This is a genomic window from Streptomyces sp. CA-146814 (assembly GCF_050942385.1).
GTDB lineage: Bacteria > Actinomycetota > Actinomycetes > Streptomycetales > Streptomycetaceae > Streptomyces.
Map to the genome: position 1 here is coordinate 7124575 of NZ_CP192068.1, position 15396 is coordinate 7139970.

General features: G+C 69.2%; 13 protein-coding genes and 1 pseudogene. 10 read left to right on the forward strand and 4 right to left on the reverse strand.

The features are described from left to right. Positions 1-34 precede the first annotated feature (34 nt). The 4 genes and pseudogenes from ACQP09_RS31470 to ACQP09_RS31485 all read right to left on the reverse strand — a co-directional run bounded on the left by ACQP09_RS31470 (position 35) and on the right by ACQP09_RS31485 (position 3596). Positions 35-883 carry a hypothetical protein gene (locus ACQP09_RS31470; RefSeq protein WP_433405869.1) on the reverse strand — a complete coding sequence of 283 codons (849 nt, stop codon included), beginning with the start codon at positions 881-883 and terminating at the stop codon, positions 35-37. Between the two features lie 91 nt (positions 884-974). Next, on the reverse strand, positions 975-1238 hold the full coding sequence (locus tag ACQP09_RS31475) for a hypothetical protein (RefSeq protein ID WP_433405871.1): 264 nt from the start codon (positions 1236-1238) through the stop codon (positions 975-977). 269 nt (positions 1239-1507) lie between these two features. Then, positions 1508-2337, reverse strand: a pseudogene (locus tag ACQP09_RS31480) (IS5 family transposase). 44 nt (positions 2338-2381) lie between these two features. Further along, positions 2382-3596, reverse strand: coding sequence for a helix-turn-helix domain-containing protein (locus ACQP09_RS31485; RefSeq protein WP_433405872.1), 1215 nt, complete (start codon positions 3594-3596; stop codon positions 2382-2384). Between the two features lie 658 nt (positions 3597-4254). Here ACQP09_RS31485 and ACQP09_RS31490 point away from each other — a divergent pair. The 10 genes from ACQP09_RS31490 (at position 4255) to ACQP09_RS31535 (ending at position 15390) form a co-directional block, all read left to right on the forward strand. Beyond that, the gene (locus ACQP09_RS31490) at positions 4255-5187 is read left to right on the forward strand and encodes a hypothetical protein (RefSeq protein WP_433405874.1); all 933 of its coding nucleotides are present in this window, start codon (positions 4255-4257) and stop codon (positions 5185-5187) included. Between the two features lie 201 nt (positions 5188-5388). After that, a complete protein-coding gene (locus ACQP09_RS31495; RefSeq protein WP_433405876.1) occupies positions 5389-6045 on the forward strand; it encodes a hypothetical protein in 657 nt (218 codons plus the stop codon). A 313-nt stretch (positions 6046-6358) separates the two neighbouring features. Then, the gene (locus ACQP09_RS31500) at positions 6359-7897 is read left to right on the forward strand and encodes a DUF6801 domain-containing protein (RefSeq protein WP_433405878.1); all 1539 of its coding nucleotides are present in this window, start codon (positions 6359-6361) and stop codon (positions 7895-7897) included. Between the two features lie 369 nt (positions 7898-8266). After that, complete coding sequence (locus tag ACQP09_RS31505; protein ID WP_433405880.1) at positions 8267-9265, forward strand: ABC transporter ATP-binding protein; 999 nt, start codon at positions 8267-8269, stop codon at positions 9263-9265. Then, positions 9262-10116: an MlaE family ABC transporter permease gene (locus ACQP09_RS31510; protein ID WP_433405882.1), complete on the forward strand. Its 855-nt coding sequence runs from the start codon at positions 9262-9264 to the stop codon at positions 10114-10116. Before ACQP09_RS31505 ends, ACQP09_RS31510 begins: the two co-directional genes overlap by 4 nt. A 5-nt stretch (positions 10117-10121) precedes the next feature. Further along, positions 10122-10925, forward strand: a complete 804-nt coding sequence (locus ACQP09_RS31515; RefSeq protein WP_432148718.1) for an MlaE family ABC transporter permease — start codon at positions 10122-10124, stop codon at positions 10923-10925. Further along, on the forward strand, positions 10925-12208 hold the full coding sequence (locus ACQP09_RS31520; protein WP_433405884.1) for an MCE family protein: 1284 nt from the start codon (positions 10925-10927) through the stop codon (positions 12206-12208). Before ACQP09_RS31515 ends, ACQP09_RS31520 begins: the two co-directional genes overlap by 1 nt. Then, entirely contained in the window at positions 12205-13236 is a 1032-nt protein-coding gene (locus ACQP09_RS31525; protein WP_433405886.1) for an MCE family protein, read from the forward strand. The genes ACQP09_RS31520 and ACQP09_RS31525 overlap by 4 nt, the downstream gene beginning before the upstream one ends. Next, positions 13233-14249 (forward strand): MCE family protein, encoded by a 1017-nt coding sequence (locus ACQP09_RS31530; RefSeq protein ID WP_433405888.1) that lies wholly within the window; start codon positions 13233-13235, stop codon positions 14247-14249. The genes ACQP09_RS31525 and ACQP09_RS31530 overlap by 4 nt, the downstream gene beginning before the upstream one ends. Before the next feature lies 1 nt (position 14250). Beyond that, positions 14251-15390, forward strand: coding sequence for an MCE family protein (locus tag ACQP09_RS31535; RefSeq protein WP_433405890.1), 1140 nt, complete (start codon positions 14251-14253; stop codon positions 15388-15390). The last annotated feature ends 6 nt before the right edge of the window (positions 15391-15396 follow it).

Here is a 15396-nt window from a genome sequence, read left to right on the forward strand (position 1 = left end):
CGCCGCCCGCATGCGGGGGCCGTCCGGATGGGCGTCAGCCGATCAGCGCGGCGATCGACGCCTTCAGCCGCGCCACGAACGCCTCCCGGACCTCCTCGTCCACCCGGTCGAGCGAGAGGTACGGGTTGAGGTCCTCCAGCTCCACGAGGAGCAACTTGCCCTCCTCCGTACGGCAGGCGTCGACCCGCTGGATGCCGTGGCCGAGCGCGTTCCACTCGATGAAGCGGCGCGCGAACGCCAGGTCCCCGGCACTCGCCGCGTACGGCTCCAGCACCCACCGCCGCTCCGGGTCCGGTGCGTACAGCGCGTACTGGAAGTCGTGGTCCACGAAGTAGAAGGACACCTCGTACCGGAAGCCGATCCGTGGCTGCACGAGCAGCACGCCCTCGTCCTCCCTCTCCAGCTCGCCCGCCGCCTCCGCCCCCGCGACGAACCGCAGCCCGACCGAGTCCGCCCCCAGCTTCGGCTTGACCGCGTACTCCCGCGCCTCGGGCAGCAGCCCCAGATCCGCCGCCCGGTCCACCGTCGGGATCACCGGGAACCCGGCCCGGCTCAGCTCCACCAGATACTCCTTGCCCGCCGTGTCGCCGCGCCCGTCCAGCGGGTTGTAGACCGGCACCCCCGATTCCAGGGCGCGTGCGCGGAACGCGTCGTACGCCTCCCGGTAGTGCAGGACGGGACCGCTGTTGCGTACGAGGGCGAGGTCGAAGCGGTCCAGCAGCGCGGCCGCGTCCCGGGGATGGCAGAGCGCCACGTCGAAGGCCTCGCGGAGCCGGGAGGCCAGGTGGATGTCCTCGTCGCAGTAGCGGCGGCCGCGCGCCTCGTAGCCGAGATCGGTGACGAGGAGGAGGGAGGGGCGGTGGGCACCGTGGCGGGCGGTCATGGGTACTCCGGGGAGGGATGCGGACGGACGCCCACTATCCCTGACGGCTCCGCCCGGCCCGGCGGAGGGTCGCCCACGGGCCGGTGCACCGTTACGCGAACGACCCCGGACCCACCGCCAGCCGCGGGTGGTGAGCGGCCAGGATCTTGTTGGCGCGGGCCAGCTCCGCCAGAGCCTGCTCACGGTCGGCCTGGTCCTCGACGCCCAGCCGGGGGCCCCGGAACCTGCGGACCTCACGGGCCGCGCAGTCGGCATCGAACTCCGCCTCCAGGATGTGCGGCGGGATGCACGAGCCGATCAGCGCCGCGACCCGGTCCGGGATCGGCACGGGGACGAGGAGGTGCGAGGCGGTCATGGGGTGTTCCCTCTCGGATGGTCGGCCAGGAGGCGGTACGTGAGTGCTGCCGCCGGATGAGCGGCAGACTCCTCCTTGTGTACGGGACGCGGTTCCGGGTTTCTCGTCGGAGACGTCTCCGTGTCGCAACCGTTTGGGACTGACCGTCTATTTCGCCTTACGCGCGGGTAAGTTGACCTGCCGCGCCGAACGTGATCCGGATCAGGGTCTTTCGTTTGGATCAGGCCGGCGTGATCCAAACGAGAGGCCCTAGGGCCTGTCGTCAAATGTCACGCCCACATCAGGAGTGACGCGAGCGTGACAGCTGCTTCGTAGGACTCGGCAGTCTTGTCGTACCGGGTGGCGATCCCGCGCCACTGCTTCAGGCGGTTGAAGCACCGTTCCACGACGTTGCGGTGCTTGTAGACCTCGCGGTCGAAGGCCGGCGGGCGGCCTCCGCGGCTGCCTCGCCGGGCCCGGTTGCGGGCCTGGTCGGCCCGTTCGGGAATCGTGTGGGCGATGCCCTTGCGACGGAGCCAGGCGCGGATCGCCTTCGAGCTGTAGCCCTTGTCGCCCAGGACGTGATCGGGCCGGACCCGGGGACGGCCGGGTCCGATCCGGGGCACGCGGATCGCTTCCATCACGGCGGTGAACCGGGTGCAGTCGTTGGTGTTTCCACCCGTGACCACGAATGCCAGGGGTCGGCCCCGCCCGTCACAGGCCAGGTGGATTTTGCTGGTCAGACCGCCTCTTGACCGGCCGAGGGCCGGGTCGCGGAGCCCCCTTTTCGGGCCCCGGCCGCGTGCTGGTGAGCGCGGACGATCGTCGAGTCGACGGACACCAGCCAGTCGACGTCGCCCGCCGCATCCGCTTTCGCCTGGGCGGCGCGGAGCATCCGGTCGAACGTCCCGTCCGCCGCCCACCTGCGGAAACGCGTATGCAGCGTGGCCCACGGGCCATAGCGCTCGGGCACGTCCCGCTAGGCCGTCCCGGTCCGGAACTTCCACACGATCCCGTTCAGGACCCTGCGATCGTCCAACCGCTTGCGTCCCCGCAACGACGCGGGCAGCAGCGGCCGGACGAACTCCCACTCGGCATCCGACAGTTCATGGCGACGTATCACGACACCATGATCCACCAGCGGTGATCATTTGAAGACACTGCCTAGGGGGATGTGCCGGCCGAGCGGGTGCGCAGCCGTAACGCGCGGAGCACGGCCTCGGTGGCGAAACGGCTTTCGGGGTCGACGAGTTGATCACCGAAGATGGTCTCCAGGCTGCGCATGCGGTAGCGCACGGTCTGCGGGTGCACATCGAGCAGTTCGCCCATCTGGGCCGCCGTGCCGCGGGTGTCGAGCCAGATCCGCAGCGTCTCGATCAGCCGCTCGCGGCGGGTGGTGCTGATCCCGGCCACGGCGGCCAGCTCCCGCTGGGCGAGCTGGTCGAGCAGGGCGGGGTCGGAGAGCAGCCACAGGGTGATGAGGTGGTCCTCGCAGCGGATCACCGGGGCGTCGTCGATCACGCCGGAGTCGACGAGCTCCAGCACCCGGCGGGCCCACCGGATCGAGTCGCAGGCCAGGCCCGTCGGAACGGTCAGCCCGATCGCCGCGCGGCCGGCCGGCAGGGCCTGTTCCAGCATGGATCTTCGGGCCTCGTCCACCGGGCCGGGGATGAGCAGGTGCGGCTGCGGGTCGCTGAGATCGAGGAGGAGGTCCCGGTCGGCGCCGAGCCGGTCGAGCGTGGCCGGGGCGCGGACGGCGACCAGGGTGACCTCGTCGGGCAGCGTCCAGCCGGTCTGCTCGCAGAGGTCGGCGATGGCGCTGCGCGGGGCGGGGCGCCCGGCGAGAATGAGGTGGAGCAGGCGCCGGCGCAGCGCCTCGCTCTGCTCCCCGGACTGCGACTGGACCTCCAGGAAGCCCTCGCGGGAAAGCGATTCCAGCTCGTCGACGTAGGCGAAGAGCGCGTCGGCGAAGCTGAGCATGAGGGTGGGGGAGAGGTGGTAGCTCTGCCCCACCTTCTTGGCCCGCCGCAGCGCCACCCGCGCGCCGAGCCGGTAGGCGCCCTGGAGGGCGTCCATGGTCCGGCCCTCGTACGCCTCGAAGCGGCCGAACCGCCGGCACATGTCGTCCCGGAGCGTGGTGGAAGTGGTGGGCTCGGCCACCAGGTCGACGAAGGAGGCCAGACTCTGCTCCACGCCGACCCTGATGGCCTGGCCGTTGGGGCCGTCCAGGAGCCGGGCGTACTCCGGATAGGCGCGGGTGACCTCCACGCCGATCTCCTTGATGAGGCTGGGGAGTTCGGGCCGCATGATCGCGGCGAATTCCTGGGGGAGCGGCCCCAGGGGGTCATCGGTGTCCAACGGCTGTATGAGGTGTGCCATGCCATGTCCCCTCTGCTCTCGGCGCCCGGTGGTGGGGTGAGACGGCGGGGGAAAGCGCTCCCACGAACCGACAGGTGCGGACATCAAGTCCGCGACGAAGATAGACCAAGGAACAGGCACTGCACACCACTTGGACAAGATCGGAGTGCAGGGGCCACGCATCGTGTCCACGCGGTGGGACTTCCGCGCAGGTCGGACACTGCTGCGCGCTTTCGGACAATGAATTTCGGCCGCCTGCTCAGGCGGTGACAAGGCACGTGACAAGACGGGTGGGGTGCCTCCCCTGACGCCGGTCTGGTGGCGTTCTGCGCCGAGGTGCGAGGCCAGGTTCCAGCGGCCGGAACGTATTCGGACGCCTCCGGATGCGCATTCCTTGACAAGGGGGTGACCCCCGGTTACTCATCCGCGGATCAAAAACGGGGCCGCGCAAAAATTCTTGGACGGACGGATTGTGTCGCTGTGTTTCCCGCGAGTAACATCACGCTTCGTTCAATTGGGCCATGAAATCTGCCCGAAATTTGACGCTCAGATCTTTCTCCCCGGGTCCACCCCGCGGCTCCACCACCGCCGACGAATCCGTCGCGGTGCGGGCATGCGCGGAGAACCGGTCAACTTCGCGCACCAGGCCGCAATGTGGCGGCTCACCAGAGGGGACGACATGAGATCCGTTTCCAACCGCACCCGCATAGGGCTGCTCGCGGCATTCACCGCCTTCAGCGCCGTGCTCTCCACCGGTTCGGCCACCGCGGCGACCGAACTCAACGGCGACTGGGCGCCGTTCGACCGCTGCCCGGTGGACGCGCCCGCCATGCTCGCGGCGGACGGCATCAACACCATCGCCACCTGCATCGCGTCGAGTTCGGTCACCGGCTCCATCACGCTCGGCAAGAGCAAGGTGCCGACCGCCAACAGCGATCTCCAGCTCGGCGTCATCCAGCGCAGCGACGGCACCAACTCCCTGGTGGCGCCGCCCGAAGGAGCGCTCACCGCCGACGCGGCGGAGGTCCCCGGCGGACTGCTCGGACTGATGTGCCCCAGCGCCATCCCGTTCGTCTCGGCGATCTGCCGCCAGTTGACGGACAACAACCTCAACCGGATCACAGCCACCATCGAACCGGCCGGCGCACCACGGGACTTCAATATGGTGGCGGCCTTCTCCACCGGTGAACCCATTCTCACGATTCCGGTCCGCATCCACCTCAGGAACCCGTTCCTCGGCGACAAGTGCTACATCGGCACCACGGCCAATCCGGTGCTGCTGAAGCCGCAGAACCTGAACGTGCCGAGCCTCTCGCTCCAGCGGTTCGCGGCCGACGGAACCCGCGACGACGAGGGCGAGATGGGCCGCTACACCTTCGCCGGCGCCGACCAGGGCGATGCCGCGTTCGCCGTACCGGGAGCCAGCGGCTGCGGGGCCGGACTCCTGGACTGGGCGGTGAACCTCAAGACCGGTCTCCCGTCGGCCGCCGGCAAGAACAGCGTGAAGCTCAACGACACCTCGACCTACTTCGGCAGCCCCTACGACCCGGCCGGCCTGGCGCCGGACGAGGGCAAGAAGCTGTCGGAATTCTGGCACTCCGCGGTGCGGTAGGAGCCGACGCCCTCCATTCCTCCGAGGGCTTTGCGGAACCCGAAGAAGGAGGTGGTACGACAACTGCCCGGCCGCTCCTGACAGAAGACGGCCCACAAAAGGATCCGCGCCTTCTCCAGTCCAGTTCGAAGCGTGCCGCCCGCATTTTCCGTGCGCACGTCCACTCGTATCCCCAACGGGACAAGAAAAGGGAGTCATTCCATGATCAAGCGATCCGGTGTACTGACCGCGATCGGTGCCGCCGTGGCATCCGTCGCGCTGGCCGCTCCGTCGGCCATCGCCGCCCCGACCAGCTGGACCATCACGCCGACCGGTGCCTTCACGGGCAGTGCCGGCGTGACCGTCCTGACCGACAACAACGGCAACAAGATCCAGTGCGCGTCCTCCGCCGCGTCCGGCTCCGCCCCCACGTCCCCGGTGGCCGGCTCCCCGGCGCAGCTCGCCTCCATCTCGGCGATCTCGTTCAACTCGCCCTGCACCGGCCCCTTCAGCTCCACGTGGACCGTGACCACCACGCCTCCGTGGCAGATCTGGGGTCTCGACTACGCGGCGGGCGCCGGCACCAACTCCACCGGCCAGGTGACCGGTGAGATCAGAGCGATCAAGGCGAAGGTGAGCGGCAGCAGCCTGCTGGGCCCGTGCACCTTCGACGTCACCGGAAAGGTGGCGGCCAAGTACAACAACCCGAGCGCCGGCGGGAGCAACGGCACGCTGAACACGGCGGGCGGCGGTCTCACGCTGACCATCGCCAACAAGGTCGGCGGCGGCTGCGGCATCGTCGGCACCACCGCCAGCTTCCAGGGCCTCTACACCATCAAGAACACGGCCTCCGGCAAGTCCCCGGTCATCAGCGGCTGATCCCGTACGCCTCTGATGCTCAGCACATGAGCGCAGTGCCCGGCCGTGCGCCCTCGACGGCCGGGCACCTCGCGCTTCTCCACTCACTCGCCGACAACTCCACGGGCCGGAATTGTCATCGCCTGCCAAAAACCGGGCCTCCGCGAAACGGCGTAATTCCCGGCCCTTCCCAGAGCGCTGACCGTATGCGTAGCGTACCGGTCGGTAGGAGGATCATTCCCGGTCCGCCCGAAAGGCCGTTTGCCGAGAAGTGGACCCCATTTCGCAGCCATCGGAACGATGGGCCCGCGCGCGCCGGAAGGACACCATCCGCATGACCCTCGATGCACGCGCCGCGGCGAGACGCCCGCTCCATCTCGCCCTGGGCGGGGCGCTCGTCGTCGCCACCGCGCTCATTCCCAGCGCTGAATCGGTGGCGGCCGATCAGACGTCCGAAGTCACGCTCCCTTATACGTGCTCCTTTCCGTCCGGCGCGGAGAAAGTGGACGTCACGGTCAAGGCGGTGCTGCCCGTCTCGGTCCGTACGGAGGAGGAGATCCGGCCCGGTGACGTCTCCGTCGACGTGAGCCTGGCACGGTCGGCGCTGGCGCAGTTCACCGCGCTGGAGGCGTCCACGCTGTCGGCCGTCGCCGAGCTGACCGTACGGAACACCATCGGCGAGCACTCGGCCGACGCCTCCTGGCAGCAGCTCGAAGCGCCCGCGGTCCCGCTGCCACCGGAAGGCGAAGGCGAAGGCGAGGACGAGGACCAGGACGGTGTCGTGCTCGCCGCCACCGGCGACGTCCCCACCGTCGCGTTCGGCAGCCCCGGACGCGCGACCATCACCCCCGCCGCGCTCAGCCTCACCCTCGCCTCCTTCACCGAGGACGGCGCCCCGACCTCGCCTCCGCAGCTCACCGTCGTCTGCGAGCCCGCCGACGACGAGGAGCGGCCTCTCGCCGACATCACCGTCCGCGACAGCGTCGGCCCGCCGGCCCCGACGCCCGGCCCGGACGAGCCCGCGCCCGGGAAGGAGGAGCCGGCCGAACCGCCCGAGCGGCCGACCCCGCCGGCCCCCGGCCTCGACCCGGACGCCCACCGCAAGATCGACGACCTCACCGAGGAGCGGCGCGAAGCCCTCGACGAAGCGGACCCCGGAAGCTGCCCGATCGAGATCCCGCCCGAGTGGGTGATGACCACCGCGGAGACGTACGCCGCCGGGTACGCCAACGCCGTGAAGCTGGACGGTGCGGCGGCGCTCGGCCCCGCGTTCATGAAGGTGGTCCTCAACAAGCGGTACATCAACGACTCCTGCGCCTCCACCGTCGACGTCACCTCCGAGGTCGATTTCGAGTACGAGGGCAAGCGGCAACTCCCGCCGACGCAGGCCACCTTCCTCAGTTACGGGTTCATGCCGACGACCGCCACGATGGTGCTGGAGCAGGTGGGCCCGCCGGCCGTCGTCCAGACCCACACGGTCACCAACACCCCGACCTACCCCGAGGAATCCACGGTCACCGCCCAGCTCTCCATGCGCCTGTACGACGTGAAGGTGAACGGCGTCCCGCTGGACGTGGGTCCGAACTGCCGCACCGAGCGGCCCTTCGAGCAGGTCCTGAAGGGGTACGGCCAGAGCTACCCACCGGCCGGCTACCTCGTGGCGACCGGCGGCAATCTGACCGGTTACGCGCACATCCCGCCGTTCAAGGGATGCGGCGTCGGCGAGGACCTCGATCCGCTCTTCACCTCGGCCATCTCCAGCGTCGGCAAGAAGGCCGACAACTACACCAAGATGACGCAGGCGCCGCTCTGCGTGGCGACGAACCCGGACGGCCCCGACTGCCCGCCGAAGGTGCCGAAGCCCGAGCGGTGACCGTACCGCCGGTGATCCGCCGGTGATCCACCGTGTTCCTCTGGCGTCCGCCGGTGATCTGGACCAACCCCGCAGCCCTTCCGGCCGAGCGACGGCCGGAAGGGCTCTTCGGCGGGGAAAGACGTCCGCCACCGAGCGGAAAACTCATCAACGATTAACAGGTTTGGCGCGCCGATCACTCACTCGGAAACAAGTAATCCGGGCGCCGCGATCACGCCGCAGAAAGTTCCGTATCCAGTATTGCGAACTGAGGTTACCGAGCCGTAGCGTCCCGGTTGAGCGGCCCGAAACCCCTCCGTACCTGCTTGTTTTCCGAGAGCCGGAGCGTTGACAGATGACCGAAGTCGCCACCACGTCGAAGGAGGGTCGATGGGAATCGAAGTCGTCGTCGAAGGCCTGACGAAGTCCTTCGGCAAGCAGAACATCTGGCAGGACGTCAGCCTCACCCTGCCCGCCGGTGAAGTGAGTGTCATGCTCGGCCCTTCCGGCACCGGAAAGACCGTCTTCCTGAAATCCATCATCGGACTTCTGAAGCCGGAACAGGGACGCGTCCTCATCAACGGCGTCGACATGGTGAACAGCTCCGAACGCGACATCATGGAGACGCGGAAGCTCTTCGGCCTCATGTTCCAGGACGGCGCGCTCTTCGGCTCGATGTCCCTCTTCGACAACATCGCCTTCCCGCTGCGCGAGCACACCCGCAAGAAGGAGTCCGAGATCCGCCGCATCGTCATGGAGCGGATCGACATCGTCGGACTGCTCGGTGCCGAGGGGAAGCTCCCGGGCGAGATCTCCGGCGGCATGCGCAAACGCGCCGGCCTCGCCCGCGCCCTCGTCCTGGACCCGCAGATCATCCTCTGCGACGAACCGGACTCCGGACTCGATCCCGTGCGCACCGCGTACCTCTCGCAGCTGCTCATCGACCTGAACGCGCAGATCGACGCCACGATGCTGATCGTCACCCACAACCTCGACATCGCGGCGACCGTCCCGGACAACATGGGGATGCTGTTCTGCCGCAACCTCGTCACCTTCGGCCCGCGCGAGGTGCTGCTCACCAGCGACATGCCGGTCGTCTCGCAGTTCCTCGCCGGACGCCGCGAAGGGCCCATCGGCATGTCGGAGGAGAAGGACGCCGCCACGCTCGCCGCCGAGCAGCAACGTCACGACTCCCTCGGCACCACGGCCACGATCGCCGCACCCCGGACCGTCGTCCCGCAGCTGGAGCCCTCGCCCGGCATGCCCGTACGCCAGGGAGCGCTGCGCCGCCGTGAGCGGGTCATGGCGATGATGGGCCAGCTGCCGGAGGCCGCCCGTACGGCCATCCTCAACAGCTACGCCCCGGCCGCGGGAGGTGCGAAAGCGTGACCGCCCCGATGCCGGTGCGGCCGCCCGAGCCGCCGGAGAAGGCCCCGCCGGCCCTCTCCAAGAACCCCGAGCAGCGCCGCCCCAGCCGACTGCTCGCCCCGCTCCGCGAGACCGGGAAGCTGTTCGCGCTCGGTATCGCCGTGGGCCGCGCCATCTTCCGCAGGCCCTTCCAATTACGCGAGTTCATCGAGCAGTTCTGGTTCGTCGCCAGCGTCACCATCCTGCCCGCAGCCCTCGTCTCCATCCCGTTCGGCGCGGTCATCGCCCTCCAGGTCGGCTCGCTCACCCAGCAGCTCGGCGCCCAGTCCTTCACCGGCGGCGCCAGCGTCCTCGCGGTGATCCAGCAGGCCAGCCCGATCATCGTGGCACTGCTCATCTCGGGCGCCGCCGGCTCCGCGATCTGCGCCGACCTCGGCTCCCGCAAGATCCGCGAGGAGCTGGACGCGATGGAGGTCATGGGCGTCTCGCCCATCCAGCGCCTCGTCGTCCCGCGCGTCCTCGCCACCATGCTCGTCGCCGTCCTGCTCAACGGCCTGATCTCGGTCGTCGGCACGCTCGGCGGCTACTTCTTCAACGTGATCATGCAGGACGGCACACCGGGCGCCTACCTGGCGAGCTTCTCCGCCCTCGCCCAACTGCCCGACCTGTACGTCAGCGAGCTCAAGGCCCTCATCTTCGGCTTCATCGCGGGCATCGTCGCCGCCCACCGCGGCCTGAACCCGCGCGGCGGTCCCAAGGGCGTCGGTGACGCGGTCAACCAGTCCGTCGTCATCACCTTCATGCTGCTGTTCTTCGTGAACATGGTCCTCACGGCGATCTACCTCCAGATCGTCCCCGCGAAGGGGGGCTGAGGACGATGGCGATGCTCAGCTGGCTCGACCGTTCCGGCGACCAACTCACCTTCTACGTAAGGGCCCTGGTCTGGATCCCGCGCACCCTGCGCCGCTACCTCAAGGAGGTGCAGCGGCTGCTGGCCGAGGTCGCCTTCGGCAGCGGCGGCCTCGGTGTCATCGGCGGCACCATCGGTGTGATGGTCGCGATGACCCTGTTCACCGGCACGGTCGTCGGCCTCCAGGGGTACGCGGCGCTCGACCAGATCGGCACCTCGGCGTTCACCGGGTTCATCTCCGCCTACTTCAACACCCGTGAGATCGCGCCCCTGGTCGCCGGGCTCGCCCTCTCCGCCACCGTCGGCGCCGGCTTCACCGCGCAGCTCGGCGCGATGCGGATCAACGAGGAGGTCGACGCGCTGGAGGCGATGGGTGTGCGGTCGATGCCGTACCTCGTCACCACCCGGATCATCGCCGGCGTCGTCGCGATCATCCCGCTGTACGCGATCGGCCTGCTCTCCTCGTACCTCGCCTCCCGCTACATCACCATCCTCTTCAACGGCCAGTCGGCGGGCACCTACGACCACTACTTCAACCTCTTCCTCTCGCCGGACGACGTGCTGCTGTCGGTGCTCAAGGTGCTGATCTTCAGCGTGCTGGTGATCCTCGCCCACTGCTACTACGGCTTCCACGCCACCGGCGGACCTGCCGGAGTGGGTGTGGCGGTGGGGCGGTCGGTGCGGAACGCGATCGTGCTCATCAGCGTCACCGACTTCTTCCTCTCGCTCGCCATCTGGGGCGCCACGACGACGGTGAAGGTGGCCGGCTGATGAGTGCACGTGCCACGCGAACCGTCCGCCGCAGAGTCGCCGGAGTCGCCTTCCTCCTGGTCCCCGCCGTCCTGGTGTGGGTCTCGGTCGCGGTGTACGACAAGGAGTTCACCGACGACGCCACCGTCACCGTACGGACCGGTCCGGTCGGCAACGAGATGCACGAGAACGCCGATGTGAAGCTGCGCGGAGTCGTCATCGGCCAGGTCAGGTCCATCGCGACCGACGCCGAGGGCGCCCGCCTCACGCTCGCCATCGACCCGGACCAGCTGGACCGGATCCCGGCCGACGTCACCGCGCAGATGCTGCCCACCACCCTCTTCGGCCAGCGTTTCGTCGCCCTGGTCCCGCCGCGCGTCCCTTCCACGCGCACGCTGAGCGCCGGTGCGGTGATCCCGCAGGACCGCTCCAGCAACGCCATCGAGCTGGAGGAGGTGCTGGACAACGTGCTGCCGCTGCTGACCGCCGTGAAGCCCGAGAAGCTCTCCGCCACGCTCGGCGCCGTCTCCCAGGCGCTCGAAGGCCGCGGCGACCAGCTCGGCCGGACGCTGACCACGCTGGACGCCCACCTGAAGAAGTTCAACCCCCAACTCCCCACGCTCAACGAGGACATCAAGCAGCTCGTCAAGGTCAGCACGCTCTACGCGGACGCCTCACCGGACATTCTCGACGCTCTCACCGACGCCACCACCACGAGCGGCACGATCGCCGAACAGGAGGCGCGGCTCGCCGCGTTGTACGGCACCACCACCGCCTCCGCACGCGACGTCACCTCCTTCCTGCGGGAGAACAAGGAGAACCTCATCCGGCTCTCCTCCTCCGGCCGGCCCACGCTCGAACTCCTCGCCCAGTACGCCGACGCGTTCCCGTGCACGCTCCGCACGGTCGCCGGCTTCGTGCCCGCCATGGACAAGGCGCTCGGCAAAGGGACGAACGAGCCGGGCCTGCACGTGACCGTGAAGTCCGTTCCGTCAAAAGGGAAGTACGTCCCCGGCAAGGACACCCCGGTCTACAACTCCAGCGGTGGTCCGCGCTGTTACTCGGTGCCGTACGTCGGCAAGGGCGGCGCCCCGACCGCCGACAACCGCCGTGCCACCGACGTCACCGCACCACCACCGGCCGCCCAGGACACCGCGCTCGGCCTGCCCAACTCGCCCCAGGAGTCCCAGCTCGTCAACGAGTTGGTCGCCCCGTCACTGAAAGTCCAGCCGCAGACCCTGCCCGACTGGAGCAGCGTGCTCATCGGACCGGCCTTCCGCGGTGCGGAGGTGAAGCTCAAGTGAAACGCCGCTCGCTCGCGGGACCGCTCACCAAGTCCCTCGTCTTCGTCCTGGTGACCGTCCTCGCCACCACCGTCCTCGGGCTCTCCATCGCCAACACGGGCGTCGGCGACACCACCACGTACAAGGCGCGGTTCACCGACGCCACCGGCCTCATCCCCGGCGACAGCGTCCGCATCGCCGGAGTGAAGGTCGGCCAGGTCGAGTCCGTCCGCGTCGCCGACCGCAGGGTCGCCGAGGTCACCTTCGGCGTACGGAAAGGGCGTACGCTCCCCGCCTCCGTGACGGCGTCCATCAAGTACCTGAACATGGTCGGCCAGCGCTATGTCGACCTGGACCGTGGCGCCGGGCCGGTCGGCCGGACCTTCGCGGCCGGGGCGACCATCCCGCTCTCCCGCACCACCCCGGCGCTCGACCTCACCCAGCTCTTCAACGGCTTCCAGCCCCTCTTCGAAGGGTTGTCCCCGCCGGACGTCAACCAGCTCGCCGGCTCCATCGTCCAGGTCCTCCAGGGCGAGGGCGGCACCGTCGACTCCATCCTGCGCCACGTCGGCTCGCTCACCAGCACCGTCGCCGCGAAAGACAAGGTGATCGGCGAGGTGATCAAGAACCTCAACACGGTCCTGAAGACGGTCAACGACCGGGAGGCCGGGTTCGACGACCTCGTCATCACGCTGGAGAAGCTCGTCTCCGGCTTCTCCGGTGACCGCGAACCGCTCGGTGAGGCCGTGACGGCCATGGGCGCTCTGACCACGGTCACCGCGGACCTCTTCCAGGACGGCCGGAAGCCCCTCAAGGAGAATATCCGGCAACTGGGGCGACTGAGCGACCAGTTGGACAAGGGGAGACCCCAGATCGAGAACTTCCTCGACAAGACCCCGGCCAAGATGGAGGCGATCAGCCGCCTCACCTCCTACGGCTCCTGGCTCAACCTCTACCTCTGCGAGGCCACGGTCGGCGGGGTGGCCACCGACGACGGCTCCGCGCCGCCCACCGGCATCGCCATCACCCAGCCGAGGTGCCTGGCATGACCCTCACCCCGATCCGGGAACGCAACCCGGTCGCCGTCGCCACCGTCGGACTCCTCGTCCTCACCCTCCTGGCCCTCGCCGCCTGGCGCGCCGACTCCCTGCCCTTCATCGGCGGCGGAACCTCGTACAGCGCCGACTTCAGCGAATCCGCCGGGCTCTCCGACGGCGACGAGGTGCGGATCGCCGGAGTCAAGGTCGGCGAGGTCACCGGCGTCTCGCTCGACGGGCCGCGCGTGAAGGTCGACTTCACGGTCGAGGACGCCTGGATCGGCAACGCCTCCACCGTGGGCATCGCCGTCAAGACGCTCCTCGGCGAGAAGTACCTCGCCGTCGACCCGCTCGGCAACGCCCCGCAGGATCCCGGCTCCCGCATCACCGCGAGCCGTACGACCTCCCCGTACGACGTCACCCAGGCGTTCAACGGGCTCGGCGAGACCATCGCGGAGATCGACACCGAGCAGCTGGCCAGGAGCTTCGAGACGATCTCCGCCACCTTCAAGGACTCCCCGCCGCACGTCCGCAGCGCGGCGGAAGGGCTCTCCGCCCTCTCCCGTACGGTCTCCCAGCGCGACGCCCAGCTCGCCACGCTGCTCCAGGGGAGCAAACGCCTCACGAAGACGCTCGCGGGGAAGAAGAGCAGCTTCGAGACCCTCCTGGAGGACGGCAACCTGCTGCTCGGCGAGCTCCAGGCCCGCCGCGACGCCATCCACCTGCTGCTCACCGGCACCCGCAGCCTCGGCGTCCAGCTCACCGGCCTCGTCGAGGAGAACGACCAGCAGCTCGGGCCGACGCTGGCCTCGCTCGGCCGGGTCACCGCCGTCCTCGCGAAGAACCGCAAGAGCCTGGACAAGGTGCTCGCCATGACCGGCTCGTACAGCCGGCTGGTCGGCAACACCCTGGGCAACGGCCGCTGGTTCGACACGTACGCCTGCGGGGTCGTGCCCCGGAACTACCTGCCCGCCGGTACACCACCGGCCACCGGATGCATGCCACCGAAGCAAGGCGGCCGCTGACATGAGACGCACACGCATCATCGGCATCGGCGCCGGACTCGCGGTCGTCGCCGTCGCCGCCACCACCGGGGTCAGCGCGGTGCGGGAGGACTCCCGGACCACCGTCACCGCCTACTTCGAGCGGGCGACGGGCGTCTACGCCGGGTCAGACCTGCGGATCCTCGGCGTCCGGGTCGGCACGGTCGAGTCCGTCACGCCCGAAGGCCGGGAGGTGAAGGTCGTCCTCCGGCTGGACGAAGGTGTCAAGGTGCCGAAGGACGCCCACGCGGTCGTCGTCGCGCCCAGCCTCGTCGCCGACCGGTACGTCCAGCTCGCCCCGGCCTACGAAGGCGGACCGCTCCTCGCGGACGGAGCCCAGCTCCCCGCCGCCCGCAACGCCACGCCCGTGGAGGTCGACCAGCTGTACGCCTCCATCACCGAGATCACCACGGCGCTCGGCCCGAACGGGGCCAACGCCGACGGGGCACTGGCCCGGCTCCTGGAGACCGGTGCCAAGAACCTGGACGGCAACGGCAAGGCCATCGGGAACTCCGTCGAGCAGTTCGGCAAGGCCGCCAAGACCCTCGACAGGAGCAGCGGCGACCTCTTCGACACCCTCGCCCACCTCCAGTCCTTCACCACCATGCTCAAGGAGAACGACAGCGAGGTCCGCACCGCCGAGCAGCAGCTGAACTCGGTCACCTCGTTCCTCGCGGACGACAAGAAGAACCTCAGCGCGGCGCTGAAGGAGCTGGGCGCCGCGCTCGGCCAGGTGAAGACCTTCATCGCCAAGAACCGGGGCGCGCTGAAGAAGAACGTCGACGCGCTGGTCCCGATCACCCAGGCCCTGGCCGACCAACGTGCCTCGCTGGCCGAGGCGATGGACACGCTGCCGCTGGCGGCGGGCAACGTCCTCAACGCGTACGACCCGGCCCACCGGACCCTGAACGGCCGCGCCAACCTCAACGAGCTCTCCATGGGCGGCCCGCTCGTCGGCCCGGACGCGGCCGCCGGCCCGCCGCCCGGGCTCGCGCCCGTCGACGCCAACCGCCGGAAGGCTCTGCCGGTGCTGCCGCTGCCGGAGATCGGGACGGTCTTCGGGACGCCGGAGAAACAGCCCGCGCAGCAGAAACCGGACGACAGGAAGGGGGCGGAACGATGAGCGGTT